The organism is Clostridium sp. AM29-11AC (assembly GCF_003480545.1).
In the GTDB taxonomy this organism is placed as follows: domain Bacteria; phylum Bacillota; class Clostridia; order Lachnospirales; family Lachnospiraceae; genus Otoolea; species Otoolea saccharolyticum_A.
In genome coordinates this window covers 1-23,399 of sequence record NZ_QUJI01000005.1, presented here as the reverse complement: position 1 = coordinate 23,399, position 23,399 = coordinate 1, and the positions used below count along the sequence as shown (strand labels likewise).

The 23,399-nt window shown below is 51.5% G+C and carries 17 protein-coding genes, 1 pseudogene, 1 riboswitch and 2 other annotated features; of the genes and pseudogenes, 9 read left to right on the top strand and 9 right to left on the bottom strand.

Annotation, left to right across the window (positions count from 1 at the left end; genetic code table 11):
- Positions 1–15: 15 nt before the first annotated feature.
- The 4 genes from DW757_RS05310 to DW757_RS05295 all read right to left on the bottom strand — a co-directional run bounded on the left by DW757_RS05310 (position 16) and on the right by DW757_RS05295 (position 4,900).
- The gene (locus tag DW757_RS05310; protein ID WP_118751187.1) at positions 16–1,122 is read right to left on the bottom strand and encodes an ABC transporter substrate-binding protein; all 1,107 of its coding nucleotides are present in this window, start codon (positions 1,120–1,122) and stop codon (positions 16–18) included.
- A 242-nt stretch (positions 1,123–1,364) separates the two neighbouring features.
- Positions 1,365–1,610 (bottom strand) — a binding site (T-box leader).
- Between the two features lie 37 nt (positions 1,611–1,647).
- The gene (locus tag DW757_RS05305; protein WP_118751186.1) at positions 1,648–2,391 is read right to left on the bottom strand and encodes a hypothetical protein; all 744 of its coding nucleotides are present in this window, start codon (positions 2,389–2,391) and stop codon (positions 1,648–1,650) included.
- A 92-nt stretch (positions 2,392–2,483) separates the two neighbouring features.
- Positions 2,484–3,767 carry a 3-phosphoshikimate 1-carboxyvinyltransferase gene (gene aroA / locus DW757_RS05300; RefSeq protein ID WP_118751185.1) on the bottom strand — a complete coding sequence of 428 codons (1,284 nt, stop codon included), beginning with the start codon at positions 3,765–3,767 and terminating at the stop codon, positions 2,484–2,486.
- A 35-nt stretch (positions 3,768–3,802) separates the two neighbouring features.
- Positions 3,803–4,900, bottom strand: a complete 1,098-nt coding sequence (locus DW757_RS05295) for a prephenate dehydrogenase (protein ID WP_118751184.1) — start codon at positions 4,898–4,900, stop codon at positions 3,803–3,805.
- 431 nt (positions 4,901–5,331) lie between these two features.
- Between DW757_RS05295 and DW757_RS05290 the strand changes: the two genes are divergently transcribed.
- The 9 genes from DW757_RS05290 to DW757_RS05240 all read left to right on the top strand — a co-directional run bounded on the left by DW757_RS05290 (position 5,332) and on the right by DW757_RS05240 (position 19,106).
- On the top strand, positions 5,332–7,428 hold the full coding sequence (locus DW757_RS05290) for an elongation factor G (RefSeq protein ID WP_008398807.1): 2,097 nt from the start codon (positions 5,332–5,334) through the stop codon (positions 7,426–7,428).
- A gap of 115 nt (positions 7,429–7,543) precedes the next feature.
- On the top strand, positions 7,544–8,953 hold the full coding sequence (gene rpoN, locus DW757_RS05285) for an RNA polymerase factor sigma-54 (protein WP_227910197.1): 1,410 nt from the start codon (positions 7,544–7,546) through the stop codon (positions 8,951–8,953).
- Between the two features lie 120 nt (positions 8,954–9,073).
- Positions 9,074–9,961: a hypothetical protein gene (locus DW757_RS05280; RefSeq protein ID WP_118751183.1), complete on the top strand. Its 888-nt coding sequence runs from the start codon at positions 9,074–9,076 to the stop codon at positions 9,959–9,961.
- A 119-nt stretch (positions 9,962–10,080) separates the two neighbouring features.
- Complete coding sequence (locus tag DW757_RS05275) at positions 10,081–11,028, top strand: DUF4037 domain-containing protein (RefSeq protein ID WP_118751182.1); 948 nt, start codon at positions 10,081–10,083, stop codon at positions 11,026–11,028.
- A 56-nt stretch (positions 11,029–11,084) separates the two neighbouring features.
- Positions 11,085–11,387, top strand: a binding site (T-box leader).
- 145 nt (positions 11,388–11,532) lie between these two features.
- The gene (gene leuS, locus DW757_RS05265; protein WP_118751180.1) at positions 11,533–13,944 is read left to right on the top strand and encodes a leucine--tRNA ligase; all 2,412 of its coding nucleotides are present in this window, start codon (positions 11,533–11,535) and stop codon (positions 13,942–13,944) included.
- 712 nt (positions 13,945–14,656) lie between these two features.
- On the top strand, positions 14,657–15,820 hold the full coding sequence (locus DW757_RS05255; protein WP_118751179.1) for a DUF2812 domain-containing protein: 1,164 nt from the start codon (positions 14,657–14,659) through the stop codon (positions 15,818–15,820).
- Between the two features lie 186 nt (positions 15,821–16,006).
- The gene (locus DW757_RS05250) at positions 16,007–16,726 is read left to right on the top strand and encodes a hypothetical protein (RefSeq protein WP_118751178.1); all 720 of its coding nucleotides are present in this window, start codon (positions 16,007–16,009) and stop codon (positions 16,724–16,726) included.
- A 128-nt stretch (positions 16,727–16,854) separates the two neighbouring features.
- Entirely contained in the window at positions 16,855–17,679 is an 825-nt protein-coding gene (locus DW757_RS05245) for a L,D-transpeptidase family protein (RefSeq protein WP_118751278.1), read from the top strand.
- Positions 17,680–17,762: 83 nt separating this feature from the next.
- Complete coding sequence (locus DW757_RS05240) at positions 17,763–19,106, top strand: triacylglycerol lipase (protein WP_008398818.1); 1,344 nt, start codon at positions 17,763–17,765, stop codon at positions 19,104–19,106.
- Here DW757_RS05240 and DW757_RS05235 read toward each other — a convergent pair.
- The 5 genes and pseudogenes from DW757_RS05235 to DW757_RS05215 form a co-directional block, all read right to left on the bottom strand.
- The gene (locus DW757_RS05235) at positions 19,103–19,957 is read right to left on the bottom strand and encodes a TatD family hydrolase (protein ID WP_118751177.1); all 855 of its coding nucleotides are present in this window, start codon (positions 19,955–19,957) and stop codon (positions 19,103–19,105) included. The two genes, DW757_RS05240 and DW757_RS05235, sit on opposite strands and share 4 nt — an antisense overlap.
- On the bottom strand, positions 19,944–20,696 hold the full coding sequence (locus tag DW757_RS05230; protein WP_118751176.1) for an ABC transporter ATP-binding protein: 753 nt from the start codon (positions 20,694–20,696) through the stop codon (positions 19,944–19,946). The genes DW757_RS05235 and DW757_RS05230 overlap by 14 nt, the downstream gene beginning before the upstream one ends.
- Before the next feature lie 86 nt (positions 20,697–20,782).
- Entirely contained in the window at positions 20,783–21,877 is a 1,095-nt protein-coding gene (locus tag DW757_RS05225; protein WP_118751175.1) for an ABC transporter substrate-binding protein, read from the bottom strand.
- Positions 21,878–21,977: 100 nt separating this feature from the next.
- Positions 21,978–22,739, bottom strand: coding sequence for an ABC transporter permease (locus tag DW757_RS05220; protein ID WP_008398826.1), 762 nt, complete (start codon positions 22,737–22,739; stop codon positions 21,978–21,980).
- A gap of 81 nt (positions 22,740–22,820) precedes the next feature.
- A riboswitch (TPP riboswitch) is annotated at positions 22,821–22,925 on the bottom strand.
- Between the two features lie 118 nt (positions 22,926–23,043).
- Positions 23,044–23,334: pseudogene (locus DW757_RS05215) on the bottom strand (ISAs1 family transposase); the annotation flags it as partial.
- Positions 23,335–23,399: the final 65 nt, after the last annotated feature.

The window sequence follows — 23,399 nt, the reverse complement described above, 5'->3', positions numbered from 1 at the left end:
GTTACCTCATTTCTGCTACTGTGCAATCTCGTCAAACATTTCTGCCGCACTGTCTGTCAGCTCTTCTGGAAGGGTGATGCCCAGATTCTCAGCGACTGCAGTGTTACCGTAGAAGGATGCGCCCTCTATAAGCTCGTAAGGCATTTCGCTTGCTTTGGTCTCGCCCTTTAAAACCTTTGCAGCCATGCGTCCGGTCTGCTCTCCCAGAGCCACATAGTCAAGTCCCATGGCAGCCAGACAGCCCTTTTTAACCTGCTCAATCTCGCTTCCGAATACGGGGATGCCATTTTTATTGGCAGCGTCCAGGACAACCGGAAGGGAGCTTACCACATTGTTGTCAGTCAGATTGCTGATGCAGTCCACCTTTGCAGCCAGCTGTTCTGCAGCCAGCGGGATGTCTGCCACTGTGGAAATGCCGCTTTCCACAATCTCAAGGCCGTATTCCGGAGCAGCCTGTTTGTATTCCTCGATGGCGGCCTGGGAGTTGACCTCATTGGTGCTGTAGAGGATCCCCACGGTCTTTGCCTCCGGAAGAAGCTTACGGATCATGGAGAGCTGTTCGGAAACGGGGAGCTTGTCGCTGGTTCCGGTGATCTCACCTACCGGCATCTGATCCTCCGTGGCAAGCTCTGCAAGCACCGGATCCGTGACGGCGGTGTAAACAACGGGAATGTCGGTTCTCTTTGTCACTCCGTATGCGCTCTGGGCGATGGGAGTTGCGATGGCACAGACCAGATCCACGTCATTGGAGACAAAGTTTGTGATAATCTGGCCGGAGAGGGATCCGTCACCGTTGGCGTTTTCGTAGATGATTTTCAGGTTTTCATTCTCCACAAAGCCCTCATCAGCGAGACCCTTCAGGAAGCCTTCCCGGCAGTTGTCCAGTGAACCGTGAACGGCATACTGGGCGATGCCGATGGTATATTCTCCGTCGGCAAGGGGAGCTGTATTTTCTGCCTCTTCTGCAGCTTTAGTGCCTGCGGTTTCTGTCCCTGCCGCTGCGGTTTCTGCCGTTTTGCTTTCCCCTGGGTTTGCTGTTCCACTGTCTGAACCGGAGCATCCGGAGAGGACGGCTGCGGTCATGGCGCTGATTAATAAGGCTGCGATGGTTCTCTTTCTCATAGTACATACCTCCAAAATAATAGAATTGTGATTATGCTGTACTGGAAGGAGTGTAAGGGGAAAGCGGCATATGTTAAATAGAACAAAGAATCCTGATTTGCAGGATTCTCCGCCTGCGGCGGGTCTCAGAAGAGATGTTTTCCTTTCCGCCGCAGTGCGTTCCCGCCCGGAGGGCTTTTTATTTAACAGGAAATTCAACGGAATTTTCTGTTAAATAAAAAGTCCCAGACACAGTTTCCTGTATCTGGGACGAATTAACAAATCCGCGGTACCACCCAAAATTGACATAGAGTCCACTCTTTCATATACCAACATATATGCCGCGAAGATAACGGTTGCGGTTTCCGTCATTCCCTACCTCAGCGAAAGCTGTATCTGGAATGCCCTCAAAAGTCCATTCGGCCGGCTGTGTCATACCGCGCTTCCACCTGTCCGCGGCTCTCTGTGATGCAACAATCTGACTTACTTCTCTTTCTCAACGGTTTGTTTTATTGAACCCTATCCTAATACTTTTCGAGCTGTTTGTCAATAGGGAATTTCAAACGGGACGATTTCATCCAAGAGGGTTACGGTTACAATATCCGTCCCATTTTCTGGTTTCAGCTGTGAAAGGTCGTACTGGAGCTGTAAAACTTTTTCTGCTGTTTTATCTGTCCAGATGCTGACAGCTATATCACCCGAGAAATCGGAAAGGTAAGAGGTATCCCCATCAGAAAGCCCGCTCAAGTTTGCCTGGTCTCTGGCGAACACCTCTATCGGGCAGGTTCCGTCGAAACGGAGAGCCTGGCGATTGCATAGCGTGGATTTTCCGGCATATTTCCAGTTGTCAACGACCTTTAAATCGGTTCCCCTGATAGAAAATGAAACGGTTTTCAAATAATCTTTCAAGGAAAAATTTTCCAGTTTTTCTTTTTTCCATGTATTATTTTCTTCATTTCTGTAGAAAAACCAGCCTGTCCTGTCTTTTGCATAGTATTGGGGGCGAAAGGTTATGTCTGTTTCAGGATCAAAAAGACAAGTTTCTATTGCATCCGAAGGCGTAGAAATATATGTATTTTTAATCGTATTTTTTTCTACTTCACCATTCAGATGTACGTGACAGTATGTTTTCAAAAAAGAAAAAGAATCCTGTGCGCTTAAGTCAGAACAAATCTTCTCGCTGGAAAAGGAAACAGGAGCGAGGTGACGATACAGCGCAGACAGGCTGCAAAAAAATAAAAAAATAACTGCCAAGATAAGGAGAATCATTTCATTTTTATGTGACAGCATAAAGACTCCTCGCGAAAACTGATGTGAACAGTTTCTTTGCTGCCGGCCAATCTGGCCGGCGGTGTTTCTGTATCAGCTGCTGCCTCTCTGCTCTACCGGCAGCAGAGCCGTTTCAGATCCCCATAGAAGCCAGGATAGGAGATGGATACGCAGTCCGCATCGAGAATCTCTGTCTGGCCGGAAGCGGCGAGAGCCGTGACGGCGAAGGTCATGGCGATGCGGTGATCCTTTCGGCTGTCGATGACAGCCCCGTGGAGAGGTGAGCCTCCATGGATAATCATTCCGTCTGCCGTCTCCTCCACCCTTGCCCCCATGGCCGAGAGACCTTCCGTCATGACGGCAATTCGGTTGGATTCCTTCACCTTCAGCTCAGCGGCATCGCGGATGACTGTTTTTCCGTCAGCCAGACAGGCCATGGCGGCGATGACGGGAAGCTCGTCGATGAGGGTTGGGATGACCGCCCCGCCAATCTCCGTTCCGTGGAGGGAAGAGTGGCGCACCAGCAGATCTGCCACAGGCTCGCCGCTTCCGGCAGACGGGTTGAGAATCTCAATATCAGCCCCCATGCTGCGGCAGACGGTGAGAATTCCGTCACGGGTGGGATTGATTCCCACATTCCGGATCAGAAGCTCCGAGCCGGGAACCATCAAAGCTGCGGCGATGAAAAAGGCCGCGGAGGAAATGTCCCCGGGAACGGAAATTTTCTGGCCGAACAGCTCTCTGGCAGGCCTCAGAACGGCAGTGGTCCCCTCTGTCCTTACGTCTGCGCCGAAGTGGGCAAGCATCAGCTCGCTGTGGTTTCTGGACAGATAAGGCTCCGTCACCCGCGTCTCCCCCTCTGCGTAGAGGCCGGCCAGCAGGACGGCGGATTTGACCTGGGCGGAGGCCACCGGGGACTGGTAGGAAATTCCATGAAGGTGCTGACCCTCGATGAAAAGGGGGGCGCAGCCGTTGTCATTTACACTTTTGATGGAAGCACCCATCTGGCTGAGGGGGGTGATAATGCGCTTCATGGGGCGCTTTCTGATCGATTCGTCCCCGGTCAGGGTGACGCAGAAGGGCTGGGCAGAGAGAAGGCCGGAGAGAAGACGGGTCGTTGTCCCGCTGTTGCCGCAGTCCAGCACCCCGTCCGGCTCTTTAAGCCCGTGCATTCCGTTTCCGAAAACCAGCACCCGCTCCCCTCTGTTTTCGATGGAAACTCCCATGCGCTCAAAGCAAGAGATGGTGGAAAGGCAGTCTGCCCCCTGGAGAAATCCGTCAATCTCGGTAAGACCCTTGGCAATGGCGCCGAACATGACGCTGCGGTGGGAGATGGATTTGTCGCCGGGAACGGTGACTTCGCCCCGCAGACCGTGATTCTGAGTGGAAAATATCATGTGTAACCTCCTGATAATATAAGTGAAAAGCCAGATTAAAAGTTAAACAGGGTGTAGTTATATTTTTTCAGCATGTCCCATGCAGCCTGCCTGGCCGCCTCATCGTAAAAGGTAATGGAGAGCGCCCCCTCTCCTCCCTCCCGGTTGTGGTTGATTCCGATGTTTTTGATGCTGATCCCCTTTCCGGCCAGAATGGCGGAGATGATGGAGATGGCTCCCGGTTCATCACAGACGTCCACAGAGAAGGAGTAATCCGGAGAAATAGGGCCGGATGTTCTCTTCTCGAAGGAGTCCCGGTATGTTCTTGCTGTCTCAAACAGATTTCTCACAGCAGGGCTGTCGTGCCCCTTAAGCTGAACAAGGATCTGCTGGAGAGATCCGATATACTCTTCAAGCATGGATGCGATATTGCTGCTGTTGGTCATGCAGATCTGCTCCCACATGACAGGGGAAGCAGAGGCGATTCTGGTAATATCCTTGAAGCCGCCTGCGGCCAGCTGCTTCATCATGCCGCTCTCCTTATCGTCCTCCCGGACCAGGTTTACCAGGCTGGAAGCAATGAGGTGGGGCAGATGGCTGACGGCGGCCACGATCCTGTCGTGTTCCCTGAAATCCAGGACAATGGGAATGGCTCCGATCAGAGAGGCAAGCTCTGTCATAAGGGCGGTGGAGGAGGCAGGGGTCTGCTCAGTAGGAGTAAGGATGTAATAGGCATTTTCCAGCAGGTGATCCGTCGAATTCTCATAGCCGGTTTTCTCAGATCCGGCCATGGGATGTCCGCCGATAAAGGATTCTTCCATGGAGAGAGCTCTGGCCGCCTCGTGGATCTGCGTCTTGGTGCTCCCCACATCCGTCACAATGGCGCCGGGCTTCAGGTAAGGCTGCAGCTGCCTCAGGTATTCTTCGTTATACTCTACCGGTGTGCACAGAAAGATAATGTCGCATTGCCGCAGAGGTTCTCCGATTCCGTCCAGAACGATATCCACAGCGCCGTCCCGGCTGGCAGTAAGCAGCGTTTCCCGTGTGCGCATATAGGCCATGATGACCGTAGAGGGCGCACGTTTTTTGAGCGCTCTGGCAATGGAGCCTCCAATCAGCCCGAGACCGATAAAGCCTGCTGTTATATTCTGCATGTCTTGTGTCCTCCTGTAAAACTTTTAAATGGTGTGTTGTGCAGCCTGTTTCAGGCTCCATTTTCTATTCTGTCCAGAAATATGGTAAAACAAGTTTACCACACCAGGCAGACATGTCAATATTTTGTCAGGGGGAAAGGAGCTAAAAATCAGGAAGGTAACGCCGAAACAGGCGGAAACATGGGTCTGAGTTTTGTAAAAAAGCGCGGAATTTGTCAGTATTAAGCCGGGTGTCAATCAATTAAATCGTTTTGATTGGTGAAATAACAAATAATTTTGGGATAATGAACAGAAAAAAACTTTGATGAACGGGACTTTCACAAAATATCAAAAGAAATATTGTATAAAATGCACATTTAACTTGAAATTTTCTCTATTTTCTTGTAAAATATACTCATGGACTAAAATTTATCTACGGGAGGGATTTTAATATGAACGTGTACGGGACAAAACAGATTCGCAATGTGGTTCTTCTTGGACATGGCGGGGCAGGAAAGACGACGGCAGCTGAGGCCATGGCGCTTGTGACAGGCGTGACAAAGAGAATGGGAAAGGTTCCGGACGGAACAACCATCAGCGATTATGATAAAGAAGAGATAAAGCGTCAGTTTTCGATCTCCACAAGCCTGATTCCGATCGAGTACAGCGGAGAAAACGGTCCGATTAAGATCAACCTTCTTGACACTCCCGGATATTTCGACTTTGTGGGAGAAGTAGAGGAGGCCATGAGCGTGGCCGACGCCGCGATTATTGTGGTAAACTGCAAGGCAGGCATTGAGGTCGGCACGGAGAAGGCGTGGGAGCTGTGCGAGGAGTACAGGCTTCCGAGACTGATCTTTGTGACAAATATGGATGATGATCAGGCCAGCTTCCGAGAGCTTATCCTGAAGCTGGAAAAACGGTTCGGAAGAAAGATTGCACCGTTCCAGGTTCCGATCCGTGAGAATGAGAAATTTGTGGGCTTCGTAAACGTAGTGAAGATGGGCGGCCGCCGATTCACCAACCTGAGCGATTATGAGGAGTGCGAGATTCCGGAGTATACGAAGAAAAACCTGGGAATCGTAAGAGACGCCCTGATCGAGGCAGTTGCGGAAACCAGCGAGGAGTATATGGAACGCTACTTCTCCGGTGAGGAGTTTACCCAGGATGAGATTTCCACCGCCCTCAGGGAGCATGTCATCGAGGGTAACATTGTCCCGGTACTGATGGGCTCAGGCGTAAATGCTCAGGGCTTTTCCCATCTGCTGCAGGCTATAGACAAATACTTCCCGTCACCGGATAAATTTGAGTGCGTCGGCGTGGATGTCTCCAACGGCGAGCGCTTTACAGCAAAGTATAACGACGATGTTTCCCTGTCAGCCAAGGTGTTCAAGACAGTGGTGGATCCGTTCATCGGAAAGTATTCTCTGATGAAAATCTGTACAGGAACCTTAAAACCCGATTCCGTAATCTACAATGTCAATAAGGACGCGGAGGAGAAAGTTCAGAAGGTGTATGTGCTGAGAGGAAAGGATGCCATCGAGGTTCCCGAGCTGAAGGCCGGAGATATCGGGGCTGTGGCAAAGCTCACTGTAACCCAGACGGGAGATACCATGGCAGTCCGCACCGCCCCCATTGTATACCACAAACCGAAGATTTCCACACCGTATACCTACATGGCATATGCTGCCAAGACGAAAGGAGACGAGGACAAGATTTCCAGTGCCCTCTCCAAGTTAATGGAAGAGGATCTGACCCTTCGCACGGTTAATGATGTGGAGAACCGCCAGTCCCTCCTCTATGGAATCGGCGATCAGCAGCTGGAGGTGGTTGTGAGCAAGCTGTTAAACCGCTATAAGGTTGACGTGGTGCTCAGCAAACCGAAATTTGCCTTCCGCGAAACTCTGAGAAAGAAGGTGGAGGTTCAGGGCAAATATAAGAAGCAGTCAGGCGGTCACGGCCAGTACGGTGATGTAAAGATGGAATTTGAGCCGTCCGGCGATCTGGAAAAACCATATGTATTTGAGGAGAGAGTGTTCGGCGGCGCTGTTCCGAAGAATTACTTCCCGGCTGTCGAGAAGGGAATTCAGGAATGCGTTCTCAAGGGACCTCTGGCCGGATATCCGGTTGTGGGCTTAAAGGCAACTCTGGTAGACGGCTCTTACCATCCCGTAGACTCTTCTGAGCTTGCCTTCAAGATGGCGGCTACTATGGCCTTTAAGAAGGGCTTTATGGATGCAAATCCAGTGCTTCTTGAGCCGATTGCCTCCCTTAAGGTGACAGTGCCGGATAAGTTTACCGGCGATGTAATGGGAGATCTGAACCGCAGAAGGGGACGCGTGCTGGGCATGAATTCGGATCACCACGGCAAACAGATTATCGAGGCAGATGTTCCGATGTCTGAGCTTTACGGATACAACACAGATCTGCGCTCCATGACAGGCGGCATCGGAGTTTACTCTTATGAGTTCAGCCGCTATGAGCAGGCTCCGGGAGATGTACAGAAGAGAGAGGTTGAGGCGAGAGCAGCAGAAGCTGAAAAAGATTGATCTTTTCTATAAAGTTATGGTAAAATTGAATACAATGAAATAGCTGTCAGGGACTGTCTTTTATATTTGGAAAGACAGTCCCTCTTTGCGGCTGTTCGGACAGTGGAGATTTTTGGTGCCATTTACAGGAATCAGTGCAGAAGAAGGGAAGAAAAACGTGAGGACAGAACTATTTATCAAGGCAGAGCAGACGCAGGCATTATCACAGAAAATGATCCTGTCAAATGAAATCCTTCAGATGGGAGTGCAGGAGTTATGCGAAAAGCTGGGGGAAATTTTTCTGGAAAATCCCGTCGTGGATCTGAGCCAGCCGTCTCCGGAGGATGAGCGGATGGCAAAGTATCAGTGGCTGGAATCATTGAACGACAGGAACCGCGATACATATATGCACGAGTCCAGAGATGACGAGGAGGGAAATGATGACTGGAAGTTCCGGCAGGAGGACGGGGAATCCCTGCAGGACTACCTCTGGTCGCAGATCAGTCTGAAGGAGCTGTCTGGGAAAGATGAGGAGATCATCACCTATCTGATGGAGAGTCTGGACGACAGGGGATACCTGGATGAACCGCTGGACTCAGTGGCAGAGCGGTTTCATGAGCCGAAGGAGCGGGTGGAGGAGATTCTCTCACAGCTTCAGACACTGGAACCGGCAGGGGTTTTCGCAAAAGATCTGAGCGAGTGTCTTCTCTTGCAGCTGAAAAGAAACCGGATGGACTCTCCGGCAGCTGAGGAGATTGTGAGAGAGCACCTGGAGCTTCTGGCTGCAAACAAGATTCCGGTGATTGCAAAGAAGGTGCATCTTTCCGTGGAGGAGACAGCGGAGATCTGCCAGGCAATCAGGAATCTGAATCCGAGGCCCGGAAGCCACTTTGCGTCCCGGGAACAGCTTTCCTATCTGATTCCCGATGTGACAGTAGTGAAATTTGCCGATCGCTTCGAGATCCTGCTCAATGAGAGCACCTACCCGACTATAGAGATCAACGACTACTACAGGAAAATGGCAGTTCAGTCAGATTCCTCTCAGGTTCATGATTACCTGAGGGAAAAGCTCAGGCAGGCGGAGTGGATACGCACCTGTATGGAGCAGAGGGGCCGGACGATTATGAATGTGACGAAAACCATCCTGATGCTTCAGAGTGAGTTTTTTGAGAAAGGTCCCTCCCATCTGAAGCCGCTGAAGCAGAGCGAGGTGGCTGAGATGATCGGAATCCATGAATCCACGGTCAGCCGCGCTGTGCGCCAGAAGTATCTCCAGTGCTCCTGGGGCATCTATCCGATGAATTACTTCTTCTCCAGAGGAATTTCGGAGGAGAAGGGAAGAGGAGGAAGAGCCGTATCTGTCCAGGAGGTGAAAAATGCCCTGACTGAGATCATCCGGGAGGAAAATAAAAAGAAGCCTTTCAGCGACAGAATTCTGGCGGAAAAGCTGGAGGAGAGAGGGTTTACCATATCCAGGCGGACGGTAGCCAAGTACAGAGAGGAGCTTGGGATACCGGACGCCGGGGGAAGAAAGGTGTTTCTGTAGAAAACCCTGTCTCTATGAAAAAGAGGAACCTTTTGCGGCTTCTAAACCAAAGGTTCCTCTTCTTTTTGTCAGGCTTTGGAAACAAGACTGGTAAGGGGTGAAACGGGGGGAGTCTGGCAGATGGCTGACCAGGAAAATCAGATGGAGAGTACAGAGATGAAAAATCAGGATACATGCCGGCGGATTCCGGTGCAGGAGGTTATTGAGAAGCTGGATCGGATGCTGGAACAGGACGAGCCGGAACGGGCGATGGAGCATTTGAAATACTGGATGTCAGAGGCTGAGAAGGCAGGAGACTGGGGCGGACAGCTTACAGTAGCCAATGAGCTGATGGGACTTACAAGGAGTACCGGGGAGGAGAGGACAGGGCTTGAGGCGGCAGAGAGGGGAATCGAGCTTATTAAGATCCACAAGATGGAAGATACCGTGACCGCAGGAACGACCTGGCTCAATGCGGCTACGACCTTCAAGGCCTTTGGGCGGTGCGCCGTCTCCCTGCCTCTCTACGAGGCGGCAAAGCAGGTGTACCAGAAGCATCTGAGGGAGGATGACTACCGGTTTGCAGGCCTCTGCAACAATATGGCCCTTGCTTATACACAGCTGAAAGAATTTGACCGGGCAGAGAGACTGTTTATGAGGGCCGGAGAGCTGGCCGGTCTGTTACAGCACTCGGAGATGGAGCTTGCGGTCACCTGGGTAAATCTGGCGTGCCTGTACCGGGACTGGGAGGCAGCTGAGAGTGAAACGGGAAGCTGCAGCCAGGAGGAGATGGAGCTGTGGGAGAAAAAGAAAAGCCAGTGTCTGGAACGGGCGTGGGAGCAGTTTGAGAAAAGAAGCGTGAAATGGGACGGCTATTATGCATTTAACTGCAGGAAGTGTGCAGGGACGTTCGGGGAATTCGGGTATTTCAGAATCCAGAGGGAGCTTGAAAAGCGGGCAGAGCAGATTTACAGGGCAAACCGAAGGGCAGGACAGACAGAGGGCACGACTGGTAAAGAGGAAGAATAAAGAGGCCGGCCGGACGCAGGAGACTATGCAGCCGGACGCAGGAGAACGGAGAGGCAGGCGAAAAAACGGACTGAAAGAACCGGTAAAGGGACTAAGGACAGAGGAGAGAGGGCTTAAGGATGGAGAAAATGCGGGGACTGGAGCTGTCCAGGCGGTTTTACGAAGAATTCGGACGGGAGATGGTTAGAAAGGAATTCCCGGAATATGAAGAGAGAATAGCGGCCGGTCTGGTCGGGCAGGGATCGGAATGCTTCGGATATGACGATGAGGTGTCAAGGGATCACGACTTTGGACCTGGATTTTGTCTGTGGCTAACAGAGGAAGACGCTGAGAGGACGGGATTTAGGCTGATGAGGGCCTACAGACGTCTGCCGGAGGAATTTCTGGGAGTGAGAAGAATCCAAACGAGTCTGTTCGGGGACGGCCGGACAGGCGTTATGACCATTGGCCAGTTCTATGAGACATTTACAGGAGCGCCGGGAGCGCCTGGAGAGCTTTCCCACTGGATGACTGTACCGGAGTATTCCCTGGCCTGCGCGGTAAACGGGGAGGTATTCAGCGATCCGTTAGGAGCATTTACGGAGGTGAGAAATCAGCTTTTAAAGGGGTATCCGGAGGATGTCAGGCTGAAAAAGATTGCGGCGAGGGCTGCTCTGATGGCTCAGTCAGGGCAGTATAATTACAGCCGCTGCCTGAAGCACGGGGAACCGGCTGCAGCGAGTCTGGCCCTCGATGAATTTGTCAGGCAGGCGGTTTCCATGGTGTTTCTTCTGAACAACAGCTACATGCCCTATTATAAATGGGCCTTCAGAAAGCTTCGGGAGCTGCCGCTCCTTCCTGAGCTTGGGGAGGAGCTTTCGGCACTGCTTTTGTCCCAGACCGGGGAGGGGACAGAGGAAAAAAAGGTGCGAAATGGCATAGAGGCGGTGTGCGGGCAGATAATCGGAGAGCTGAAGCGCCAGGGGCTGACGGACGGAGACTGGGACTATCTGGAGCCCCATGCCTTCTGTGTGATGGAGCGGATACGGGACGGACAGCTCAGAAATATGCATGTGATGGAGGGATAGACGGGGCGTCCAAAGCCTTGACAGGACGGGGCAAGTGTGCTACATTTAGAAACAGCAAAAATACCGTGAAGAGGAGTAGTAGGCTTCTGGAATCATCAGAGAGCTGCCGGAGGGTGCGAGGCAGTTGGCAAAGGGAGCTGAACTCGCCTTGGAGTAGCCTGTTGAAGGGGAGTTTGTCTGTTCCCTGTGTAGGCAGAGCCGGGAGCCGCCCGTTACGCGGTGAGGAGAAAATGCCGTTTCAGTTTGCCCCTTGACCGGATGGCTCAGGACAGCAGACAGGCAGATTCCCCCGTAAGAGCATGCAGACAGCATGAAATAGAGTGGTACCGCGCGAGAGGATCAAGCCTTGCGTCTCTATGCAGAACCAGCAGAGAGAGGCAGGGCTTTTTGTATTTCACAGGAAATGGATATTTGTATTTCCATGAAAGAAAAAGATGGCAGGAATGGCTGCCGAGGCTCTGACCGGTCAGGTTCTGCACATAAAACAAAAGGAGGAAAATTCAGATGGCACAGTACAACCATACCGCCATTGAGAAAAAATGGCGGGAAAACTGGGCAAAGAACCCGATTAATGTAAATGACGGGAAGAAAGAGAAATATTACTGCCTGGATATGTTCCCATATCCGTCAGGCAGCGGACTGCACGTAGGACACTGGAGAGGATATGTAATCTCTGATGTGTGGAGCCGTTACCAGCTTCTGCGGGGCAAGTATGTGATTCATCCCATGGGATGGGACGCATTCGGCCTTCCGGCAGAGAACTATGCCATTAAGATGGGCGTTCACCCGGCAAAATCCACGGCAGAGAATGTAAAGAATATTAAGCGCCAGATCAATGAGATTGCCGCAATCTATGACTGGGATATGGAGGTCAACACCACGGATCCGAGCTTTTACAAGTGGACTCAGTGGATTTTTGTGCAGATGTTTAAGAAGGGCCTCGCCTATGAGAAGGAGTTCCCCATCAACTGGTGTCCTTCCTGTAAGACAGGCCTTGCCAATGAGGAGGTTGTAAACGGCTGCTGCGAGCGCTGCGGAACTCCTGTCACCAAGAAGAACCTGCGCCAGTGGATGTTAAAGATCACAGATTATGCAGAGAGACTGTTAAATGATCTGGACAAGTTAGACTGGCCGGAGAAGGTTAAAAAGATGCAGAGCGAGTGGATTGGAAAATCCTACGGCGCTGAGGTGGACTTCCCGGTTGAGGGCAGAGAGGAAAAGATCACCGTCTATACCACAAGACCTGATACGCTCCACGGAGCCACCTTCATGGTGCTGGCACCGGAGCATGCGCTGGCAAAGAGCCTGGTTACAGATGAAACCAGGGAGGCTGTCGAGAAGTACATTTTCGATTCTTCCATGAAGTCCAATGTGGACCGTCTCCAGGATAAGGAAAAGACAGGCGTGTTCACCGGTTCCTACGCCATCAACCCGTTAAACGGGGCAAAGGTTCCGATCTGGCTGTCTGACTATGTACTGGCAGACTACGGAACGGGAGCCATTATGTGCGTGCCGGCCCACGATGACAGAGACTTTGAGTTTGCAAGGAAATTCAATATTCCGGTTATCCAGGTTATCGCAAAGGACGGAAAAGAGATTGAGAACATGACCGAGGCCTACACCGAGGCAAGCGGAACCATGATCAACTCCGGCGAGTGGAACGGAATGGAGTCCTCCGTATTAAAGAAGGAAGCTCCTCTGATGATTGAAAAAATGGGTATCGGAAGAAAGACCGTCAACTACAAGCTGCGCGACTGGGTATTCTCCCGCCAGAGATACTGGGGAGAGCCGATCCCGATTATCCACTGCCCGAACTGCGGAAACGTGCCTGTTCCGGAGGATCAGCTTCCGCTGACGCTGCCGGAGGTGGACAGCTACCAGCCGACAGGAACGGGAGAGTCACCTCTTGCAGCCATTGACGAGTGGGTCAACACCAGCTGTCCGTGCTGCGGCGCGCCGGCCAAGAGAGAGACAAACACCATGCCTCAGTGGGCAGGCTCCTCCTGGTACTTCCTGCGCTATGTGGACAGCAAAAATGACAAGGAGCTGGTTTCCAGAGAGAAGGCCGACAAATATCTTCCGGTAGATATGTACATCGGAGGCGTGGAGCACGCTGTGCTTCACCTGCTGTATTCCCGTTTCTACACCAAGTTCCTGTACGATATCGGCGTGATCGACTTTGACGAGCCGTTCAAGAAGCTGTTCAACCAGGGAATGATCACAGGAAAGAACGGAATTAAGATGAGCAAGTCCAAGGGCAACGTGGTTTCCCCGGACGATCTGGTGCGCGACTACGGCTGTGACTCCCTGCGCCTCTACGAGCTGTTCGTAGGACCGCCGGAGTTAGATGCAGAGTGGGACGATCGCGGAATTGAGGGCGTTTCCCGCTTCTTAAACCGTTTCTACAACCTGGTTATGAGCAGCAAGGACAAGGACATCAAGGAGACAAAGGAAATGGTGAAGCTGCGCCATAAGCTGGTTTACGATATTGAGCAGCGCTTTGAGCAGTTCAGCTTAAATACAGTTATTTCCGGCTTCATGGAGTACAATAACAAGCTGATCGAGCTTTCCAAGAAAGAGGGAGGAATTGACAAAGAGACCTTAAAGACCTTCGTAGTTCTCCTTGCACCGTTTGCTCCTCACCTGGGCGAGGAGCTGTGGAGAGAGCTCGGCGGAACAGACAGCGTATTCCACAGTACATGGCCGGAGTGCGATGAGGAGGCCATGAAGGATGACGAGATCCAGATCGCCGTTCAGATTAACGGAAAGACAAGAGGTCTTGTGACACTTCCGGCTGACGCCGACAAGGAGTCCGCTCTCGCAGCAGGAAAAGAGGCAGTGAAGGATAAACTGACAGGCACCATCGTAAAAGAGATCTATGTGCCGGGCAAGATTATCAACATTGTAGTAAAGTAATTGAGTAAAATTTTTACAACAGAATACTTGCTTATGGGATTGCTGGTGTTCCATAAAAGAGAGCTTTGAAATATTGAAAAGTTTGCTTAAAACCAAGGTTTACAGACTTTTTTCGAAGGTAAGATATCCTGGAATACTGCAAAAGAAAAAGGAGTAACTATTTCGAGGTAAAATGAGAAATGGCGTAGATAATGGAGACATTGTCTGCGCCATTTTTTAGAATATAACAAATGTATTTGATTATGCTTATTTTGAAAAGAGCATTGAACATAAAGGGGCCTGCTGGCAGAAAAAGCAAGTCTGCCTTTGCAATGGATTTATCAGATATGTGTAATTTGCTTGCAGGATAATTAAAAAATGTATTCCTATCACAATCTCAGTTCTGAAACAAGCAATGTTCATTGGTTTTCAGGGGGCTGAAATATTTTTTCAAATGTTAATATCACCTGCCTGTATCACCCGGCTGCCATATAACAGCTGTAAGTTTATAATGCTTCTGCAAATTGTTGCCATATGAAAGTTATTAATGTAAACTATACTTAATGAAGCTGTTTCCCACAACAGTTTAAGAAATCATTTAATAAATTGAACTATGATGCAATAAAAACAATGAAAGAAATGATCAAATAGAAACATAGATTCATTCCTGCAGAACCAATGTTTTATACGCTTCTGCTCTGGAAGTCCGGGGGATGAGGGAGGGACGGGAACAATGAAGGAAAAGCTGGCAAAGCTTCCAGTCAATGAACACAAGATTTTTGATGTGGAATTATGGCTGGAACAAATGGCTCTTAAAGGTTTTTTTCTTACGGAGACGGTGGGAAGCTGGTGGTATTTTGAAAAGAGGGAGCCTGCTAGGGTCCTATACCGTCTGGCGCCTATGGATGGAAAGAGGGGAGAATGCGATGAAGCACGGCAGAAGGAGTACCTGAAAAACGGTTGGCGGTATGTAACGACTCACCGGACGCTGTATCACATTTTGCGGGCAGATGATCCTGATACTGCAGAGTTTTACACGAACTCTAAGCTGCAGGAGATGGCTCTGAAATGGCAGGAAAAGCGGTTGATGACGGCGGCGGTGGCAACAGTGCTGTGCATTGGGGCCTTTTTGTTTAATATAAGAGATTTTCTTGCAGGTATTGTGAAAAGTCCGTTTCTGACTTTGGCAGAGCCGGAGATGATCGCTCTTATAGGGATCATGCCTTTGGCAGTTTTTCTGATCGTGAGGGTCGTGGAGAACTGGCGCTATACAAAAAATATGAGGAGGTTACTGGAAAAAGGGGTGTGCCTGGGTCCTGACGAGGAGCAGGTGAGAACGAAAAAATTCCCTCGGTGGTCTAAATATATATTCACATTGCTTGTGCTTCTGGCTGCTGTGTGCCTGTTTAGTTCCTGCGGACAGGGAGGCCCCGTGGCCCAGGAATTAGGCTATGGAGATACGTTTGTGGCTTTGGAGCTTCTGGAAGAAGCTGGGATACCTGAAGAGGCAAAGTACTGTGATGGGGATGTTATTTACTACCACAATCCCTTCATGCGAGAGCAGTACGAGGTAAGGCAGACTGCAGAAATTGAACCGAAAGGGGGAAAAGCCTATACAGCGAAGCTGAGGGTGCATTTTTATAATTCCAGAATGGAAGATTTTGCAGAAGGGATGGAGAGAGAGCTTGAGGAGCAGGCGAAGAGGCAGATGGAACAGGGATTTTCCAGACTTCAGGTGGAGGGATTTAATACATTTTTATGGGGAGCACAGGAAGAAATGCAGCTTCTGATTGCCAGAGAAGGTACGAAGGTGCTGTTTATGGAATATCAGGGAAGGCTCAGACTCCCCGAAAAGGCGGAGGCCTTACTGCATCTCATGAATAAAGAAAAGCCATGAGGGGAAACGAATTGAGAAAAAAAGGGATAAAAGGGCTGATGCAGGCTATCAGGATGCGGAGAGATACTTCTGCACCGGGGAGTTCACAAACCCACCCTGCTGTGTTATCATAGAACCAGACGGCGCAGGAGACGGTGCCTTTGGCACCGCCTTCTCCCTGCCCGGGATATGAGGAGGAGAGATGTGATGACGGAAGAAACTTGCGGCTGCTGCGGGAGCCTGATTAAAGAGGGGCCTGTTTTTAATCAGCGGTTCGCCGACTATGGCTGGTGTGCCTATGACACTATCAGCGAAGAGCTGGTTCACAGGGTAAACCAGACCTTTGAGGAAGAGGGAATCGAGGCTGCCCAGCGCGTCCTGATAGAGTACTATAAGACAGAAGCTCCGAAGCAGGTGGAGCATATTTTGAATGCCTCTCCCTCCTTTGCCATGCGCGAGGGCATGATCAGGCAGTGCTTTGAGGATCATGCGGAGGGGAGATACTATGCCAGCGTTCCCCTGTCTTTAATCATTATTGATGGGGCGGTCAATGACTACACAAGAAAAAAAGGGTTCTTCACAGCGGCTACCACGGTGGATCCCTGGGACTGTCTGGTGGGCTGCACCGAGGGGCTTTCCAAACTAAAGTTCCAGTTTAACCAGAACCGTCTGAAGACGAATACGGAGCCGATCTATATTCCCTACAGAAACGGAATTCTTCACGGGCGGGACATCAACTATGGAAATGAGTATGTTTCCTGCAAGTGCATTGCCCTGATGTTTGCCATCGCAGACTGGATGGTCAGGAGAAGCGCCAGGGAAGAGCTGGAGAGAGAAGAGCTGCAGAAGGAAGAGCTGAGAGAAGCGGGCCCGGGGCAGGGAAACAGGGCTGAAAAAGGAAAAGACGGCAGAACCTGTCCCCTGTGACGGCGAAGGAGAAAACAGCCTCTGACAGGGAAAGGCCTGGGACGGCAGGCGGGGCAGGCCGGGAGAGATGCAAATGCGCCATACCGATGTGGGAGGAACAGATAAAACAGGAGAGGAGCAGACAGAACATGAGAAGAAGAGGATGTGCAGGTCTTGTGCTTGCCGCAGCTGTTCTCGCAGCGGCGGGAACAGGGCATATGACGGCCTTTGCAGGACAGGCAGCTGCTTCAGGCCCGGCTCTTGAGAGCAGGGCAGAGGGGCGGGGAGAGGAAAAACAGACCAAAACAGGAGAGACGGCTCTGGCTGAGTATCTGCCGGAAGGGTTTGACGTAAATCAGCTGACTGCGGCAGAGCAGACAGATCATCTGATTCTGGCAGTGGGAGACGGAGCAGATCAGAGCAGCCTCACGCTCTGGTACTATGAGAGGGGAGAAGACGGCCGGCTTTCAGAGGTGTTCGGAACGCGCGGAACCTGCGGGCGGGCCGGAATCACGGCAGACAAGGTGGAAGGAGACAAGAAAACACCGTCAGGCCTCTACTCTTTTACCATGGCTTTTGGACTGAAGGAGGATCCGGGAAGCCGGATTCCCTACCGGCAGGTACAGGACGGGGACTGCTTTGTGGATGATGTGGGAAGCAGATATTACAATCAGTATGTAAATGCCGGTGCGGTTCAGGCAGACTGGCGCTCGGCGGAGGTCTTAAAAAATCAGGGGCCGTGCTATAACTACGCGCTGGTTTTAAACTACAATGCAGACTGTGTTCCCGGACGGGGCTCTGCCATCTTCCTCCACTGCCCGAAAGTGAAGGATGACACCTACACAGCGGGCTGTATCGGTATCCCGGAGGAGCTTGTAAAAACGATCCTCACAACTGCCGGTAAGGATGCAAAGATCCTGATTGTACAGGACAGGGAAGCTCTTGGTCCGTACATGGCAGAGGGACAGAAGTAAAGGAAGCTGTCTGGCCGGGGGGAACAGGAAAAGGCAGATAAGGAAAAGACGGATAAGGAAAAGGCAGATAAAAAGGAGGGGACATGAAACAGCTTACAAAGTACGGAGTCCGCGCTTTCTACTCAGCAGGCATCTTCCTGACAGCCAACACCGTTCTGGCAGGAGTACTCTGGCCGGAGATGGGAGGGCTGTGGAGAACAACGGCGGCAGCAGTCTTTCTTCTGGCCAATCTTCTTCCCTCTTTTGCCAACAGGAGTCTGCCAACGTCCAGGCTCAGACGCTGCGGGAACGGCTGTGAGCTGCTGACATTGTTTTTAATATCCGCCACAGCCAGCGTCCTCTTTACTCTGTACGGGGCAAAGCGGATGTTTGACGAGTCCTTCTGGCTGTTTTTCTGGCAGATACTTACCGCATTTCTGGCAGAGGCAGCCGTATTCTGGAATGGAATGGTGAGAATCTATCTTTCTTCCTTTCAGCTTGGAGCCAAATGGAGGGTCATAGGCGCCCTGTGCGGATGGATTCCCGTTGTAAACCTGCTGGTTCTGATTCGCCTGATTCGGATCGTGAGGGAGGAAACGGATTTTGAGAGTATGAGGATACTCAGAAACAGGGAGAGGAAGGAGGAGAGGCTCTGCGCCACCAGATATCCGATTCTCATGGTGCACGGCGTATTTTTCCGGGATTACAAATACTTTAACTACTGGGGCAGGATTCCGAAAGAGCTGGAAGAAAACGGGGCTGTCATCTATTACGGAAATCACCAGTCAGCTGCATCGGTGGCTGACAGCGGCAGGGAGCTTTTAGAAAGAATCCGGGAGCTTTCCCGGGAGACAGGATGTGAAAAGTTCAATCTCATTGCCCACTCGAAGGGCGGCCTGGACTGCCGCTATGCCCTGAGCGTTCTCGGTATGGATCAGTATGCGGCATCCCTCACCACGATCAATACGCCTCACAGAGGCTGTGTGTTTGCAGATTATCTCCTGAATGAAATTCCAAAGCCGGTGAAGGATAAGGTCGCGGCCGGGTACAACAGAGCCCTCAGAAAGCTGGGAGACGATAAGCCGGACTTTCTGGCAGCAGTCACTGATCTGACAGCCTCCGCCTTAAGAGACTTCAATCAGAAGGTACCCGACTGTCCCGGAGTCTTTTACCAGAGCGTGGGCTCGAAGCTGAACCGTGCCTCTGGAGGAAGATTTCCCCTCAATTTCTCCCATGCCCTGGTCCGGTATTTTGACGGGCCCAATGACGGGCTGGTGGCGGAGAGCTCCTTTCCGTGGGGAGAACGCTTCCGCTTTCTGACAGCCAGAGGAAAGAGAGGGATCTCCCACGGAGACATGATCGATCTGAACCGGGAGAATATCCCTGATTTCGACGTGAGAGAATTCTATGTGGAGCTGGTCCATGATCTGAAAGAGAGAGGCTGTTAGCCTCTCTCTTTTGATAAGAACCGCAGAAAGTTCTGCTCCATGATGCCGGCCAGCCGTTCTGCCGGGGGCTCAGGAAAGTCCCTGCCCGGGCCCGGCTCCTTCATGCATCCTCCCTCAGTCTCTGCTCTCAGGAGAGCCGTCTTGCGGATACTGTGCTCCAGAACCCCGCGTATATCCCGCCAGTCAGGAAGAGGGAGGATCTCTGAGTGCACCTCCCCCCGGGAGCGCTCTGAGACGGAACGGCTCCGGCAGAAGTTTTCGTAGGCCCATTTGACTGCCGAACATCCGTCTGTCTCCACAAGAAGGCGGTTTTCAGGTGCGAGCCTGGCAGCCCTCTGCACAGAAGGATTATAAAAGACATCGGGGCCGACGGTAAAGTAGCAGTCAAGCTCCAGAAATTCTGAGAGCCCCTCCTCCCCGGAATACCAGTGGACGAGATAGGTATTTTCATAGTTTCTGATAAGACCCGCGATCTTTTTTTCCTGACCCTTGGTGTGGAGAACCACAGGTTTTTTCAGAGCGCTGGCCAGCTCCAGCTGGGCGCAGAAAACCTTCTCCTGCTTGGAAAGAGGAACGTCGCACCAGACGCTGTCCATGCCGATTTCACCGATGACGGGGGCCTTGAGAAGCCAGGGCTCCATGTCCCTGAAGGAGACATTTCCTGCCTGCCATGGATGAAGGCCCAGGGCGGGCAGAAGAATTGGGGAGAATGGAGAATGTTCGCACAGAAGCATGAGGCGCTCAGCTTCCTCAGGTGTTCCTGCGCAGACGAGGGAGGAAATATTCTCCCGCTTTCTGGAGAGAAGCTCCTCCTCATCTCCCAAATGGGCATGGGCGTCAAACAGTCTCATTTTCTTTCCCTCCTGTCTTTATGATTTCCCGGTAGATGGTCTGGCGAAGGCTGCCCTGCTCATAGAGCCAGGAACGGCTCCTGTTTTTCTCTTCAACGGAGATCTCGCAGGTAATGCGGGCGGGAGAGCCGTTCAGTATGAGAATTCTGTCGGACAGGTAGATGGCCTCGTCCATGTCGTGGGTGACCAGGAGGACGGTTCGGTTCAGCCGTTCTCTCATAGTCAGAAGCCAGTCCTGCATTTCTCCTCTGGTGATGACGTCCAGGGCGCCGAAGGGCTCGTCCAGCAGGAGGATGTCCGCTTCACAGAGAGCGGTTCTCAAAAAAGCCGCCCTCTGCCGCATTCCGCCGGAGAGAGAACCGGGATATTTATATTCATAACCGGAAAGGCCGAAGGCCGGGAAATTGTCCAGAGCCTCCTTTCTCGCCTTGTCCATCGAGCCGTGAATTCTGCCGTAGAGACATACGTTGTCGAGAATATTTTTCCAGGGAAAGAGGAGATCATTCTGCGGCATGTAGGCGAAATGTCCGCCGGCTCCTGACAATTCCTTTCCGTCTACCAGGACAGAGCCGGACTCCTTCTTAAGAACTCCGGTGAGGAGCTTTAAAATCGTGGACTTTCCGCAGCCGGAGGGGCCCAGGATGCTCACAAACTCTCCCTCCTTCACGGAGAGGGAGAGGGAGGAAAACAGAGGTCTGTCCTCATAGGAAAAAGCCAGGTCAGAGATTTCTAACTTCATCTATTTATCCTTTCTCAGCGCAGAGCTGACTGCATCGGTGACCGGTGAACCGGCCTGCCCTGCCGGAAAGCAGGCAGGGTCAGAGTTTATTCTGCCTCACCGGGGAGAAATTCGTTGGTATAGCAGTCGGCGGCAGGGATTGCCTCGTCGATGACGCCGTATTCCATCATAAAGTCTGTGTAGTTGTCCCAGGTTTCATCGGACATGCTTCCCCACACCTCTGTGTCCTCCATGTATTTTCCGGAGAGGAATTCCTGGGACATGGTCAGCATTTCCAGAGAGTAATCGGGGGCATACTTGTGAAGGATCTCGGCGCTCTCCTGAGGATGCTCGATAGCGTAGAGGTATCCTCTCTCTGTGGCGCGCAGGAATTTGCGGACCATCTCCGGACGCTTGGAGAGGGTGTCTGTGTTGGCGATGATAACCGGAGTATAGTAGTCGAGCCGGTCGTCCAGTTCTCTTACAGGCATGTAGTTGATTGGGAAGTCGTTGAGCTTGCAGGTGATATTATCCCATCCCTCAAAGAACCACATAATATCCACCTGATCCTTTAAGGCGGCAAAGCCGGAGCCGTCGGAGATAACCATATTGAGCTTGGAGAAATCTGCACCGGCCTGTGTCATCACAGCCTCCAGCACAGCAGACTCTCCGGGGCCGCCCCAGCCTGCGTAGGTCTTTCCCTCAAAGTCCTTTGGTGAGGTGATATTCTTGTCGGCTGAGGTGACAAAGCCGGAGGTATTGTGCTGGATAATGGCGGCAATCGCCTTTATGGGCAGAGGCTCCTCTGAGGTCAGGGCGATGGTCACATCCTCCTGGTAGCTGATGCCGAAATCTCCCTTGCCCACTGCCACAAGAGTGGCTGTGGCGCCCTCTGTGGGCTCTGCGATGGTTACATTCAGACCTTCCTCTGCATAATAGCCCTGATCCAGAGCTACGTACATTCCGGTATGGTTGGTATTGGCCACATAGTCGAGGATGACGGTGACATCCTCGAGAGCTTCTGAGGTGCTGCCGCTTTCTGAGGGGGCGCCTGTCTGCTCTGATGATGGAGCCTGCAGGGAGGATTCCGTGCCGTCACCTTTGGATTCGCCTTCAGAAGCGGAGCCTGCGCCGGAGCAGGCAGTGAGAGATGCGGCCATGAGGGCCGCCAGAGTGAGAGCTGTCAGCTGTTTCTTTTTCATAATGTTCATTCTCCTTCATTCAGTAAGTATTTATTAAAAATATGGGACAGGGCGCTTAGACTGTCAAAAAAGTCCGGCAGCCGGATACTTTTTATTTTCCCTATTTTTCAGTTCCCTTCTGTCCCATGTAAGGGGCAGCCGTTTTCTGGATAAGCCAGATAGCCAGATTCATACACAGGCTGAGAAAAACGATGACCAGGACGCAGGCAAAGACCTTGTCCAGCATGTAGCCGTTTTTAACACGCAGCAGATAGTAGCCAAGACCCTTCTGCGCTCCGATCCACTCGCCGACCACAGCTCCGCTGATGCTGTACGTGGCGGCTACCTTCAGGCCGGACAGGAGAGAAGGAATGGCGGCAGGGATTTTTACCAGACGGTAGGCCTCCCACTTTCCTGCTCCGAAGGAGCGGACAAGGTACATGTACTCCGGATCCAGCTGAGCCATCCCGTCGGTGAAGCTGACAGCCACAGGAAAGAAGCACATCAGCACAACGGTCAGGATTTTTGGCGCCAGGCCGAAACCGAGATAGATAATGAGGATGGGCGAAAGCACAATCATGGGAACCGTCTGCGTCACCACCAAGATTGGGTAGACACACCGGCGCACCGGAGCGAAAGCGTCCATGAGAATGCCCAGCAGCACAGCAAGTACCAGAGAGATTCCCATTCCGAGCAGGGCCTCAGAGACGGTTACAAGACCGTGGCTAAAAAGGACCGAGCGATCCGCTGCCAGCGCCAGAACCACCTTTGCAGGGGAGGGGAGCACATAGAGAGGGATTTTAAAAAGATCCACGGCAAGCTCCCAGAGGATGAGAACTGCGGCCAGCGCGAGAACAGGCGCGGCGCGTTTTGCATATTTCATATGAAAGAGCTCCTTTCAGCAAAGCAGGGAAAGGGAGACAAGGAGGGAAAGAAAAAAGCCCGGCCGGATAACGGCAGGGCTTCAGAATCGTTCGTATTTCCCTACGTTGGCATTATCCACATCAGGTTATAGGTCGAAATTCACAATTTCCTCTCAGCCTGTCTACAAGCTCCCTGTTTTTATGGCATTCATTCAAAACATTCTGATTTTAGCATAACCTGGCAGGTTTGTAAAGAATGAAGGGGAAAAGTGCCACGACGTACGCATGAATCTTTTTCCTTCCTCATTTTCAAAAATCAGCTTTTTAAAAACTCAAAACCTGTTCCAAAAACTCTTCCGGATTCATGCTGATCACAAATCGTTTCTTTTTCATGGACAGATTGGGGCGAAAGATCTCTACCATTTTCAGGATGCTTATACACCATTTCCGTATGATATTCAGATTTTCTGCCGCCTGCTTATCCAACGTTGTATTCGCATCCTCTTTAAAGGTCACATCCAAATGCCAATGCATACTTTCCACGCTCCAGTGTCCTCTCACCGCCCGGCTGAATAACTCCTCATCTTCTTTCAGGCTGCTGATGTAATAGCGATACTCCTTTTTTTCCTCGTATTATATAGTAGTAGTGTTTATAGACCCTCTCCAAGGTCTGTATGCTA

Bases quoted from the DNA above. Each gene is read 5' to 3' on its own strand.
- DW757_RS05220 (WP_008398826.1), bottom strand. From the start codon at position 22,739: ATGAAATATGCAAAACGCGCCGCGCCTGTTCTCGCGCTGGCCGCAGTT.
- DW757_RS05240 (WP_008398818.1), top strand. From the start codon at position 17,763: ATGAAACAGCTTACAAAGTACGGAGTCCGCGCTTTCTACTCAGCAGGC.
- aroA (WP_118751185.1), bottom strand. From the start codon at position 3,767: ATGATATTTTCCACTCAGAATCACGGTCTGCGGGGCGAAGTCACCGTT.
- DW757_RS05245 (WP_118751278.1), top strand. From the start codon at position 16,855: ATGAGAAGAAGAGGATGTGCAGGTCTTGTGCTTGCCGCAGCTGTTCTC.
- DW757_RS05255 (WP_118751179.1), top strand. From the start codon at position 14,657: ATGAAGGAAAAGCTGGCAAAGCTTCCAGTCAATGAACACAAGATTTTT.
- DW757_RS05230 (WP_118751176.1), bottom strand. From the start codon at position 20,696: ATGAAGTTAGAAATCTCTGACCTGGCTTTTTCCTATGAGGACAGACCT.
- DW757_RS05295 (WP_118751184.1), bottom strand. From the start codon at position 4,900: ATGCAGAATATAACAGCAGGCTTTATCGGTCTCGGGCTGATTGGAGGC.
- DW757_RS05310 (WP_118751187.1), bottom strand. From the start codon at position 1,122: ATGAGAAAGAGAACCATCGCAGCCTTATTAATCAGCGCCATGACCGCA.
- DW757_RS05275 (WP_118751182.1), top strand. From the start codon at position 10,081: ATGGAGAAAATGCGGGGACTGGAGCTGTCCAGGCGGTTTTACGAAGAA.
- DW757_RS05280 (WP_118751183.1), top strand. From the start codon at position 9,074: ATGGCTGACCAGGAAAATCAGATGGAGAGTACAGAGATGAAAAATCAG.
- DW757_RS05250 (WP_118751178.1), top strand. From the start codon at position 16,007: ATGACGGAAGAAACTTGCGGCTGCTGCGGGAGCCTGATTAAAGAGGGG.
- DW757_RS05225 (WP_118751175.1), bottom strand. From the start codon at position 21,877: ATGAAAAAGAAACAGCTGACAGCTCTCACTCTGGCGGCCCTCATGGCC.
- DW757_RS05290 (WP_008398807.1), top strand. From the start codon at position 5,332: ATGAACGTGTACGGGACAAAACAGATTCGCAATGTGGTTCTTCTTGGA.
- DW757_RS05235 (WP_118751177.1), bottom strand. From the start codon at position 19,957: ATGAGACTGTTTGACGCCCATGCCCATTTGGGAGATGAGGAGGAGCTT.
- DW757_RS05305 (WP_118751186.1), bottom strand. From the start codon at position 2,391: ATGCTGTCACATAAAAATGAAATGATTCTCCTTATCTTGGCAGTTATT.
- leuS (WP_118751180.1), top strand. From the start codon at position 11,533: ATGGCACAGTACAACCATACCGCCATTGAGAAAAAATGGCGGGAAAAC.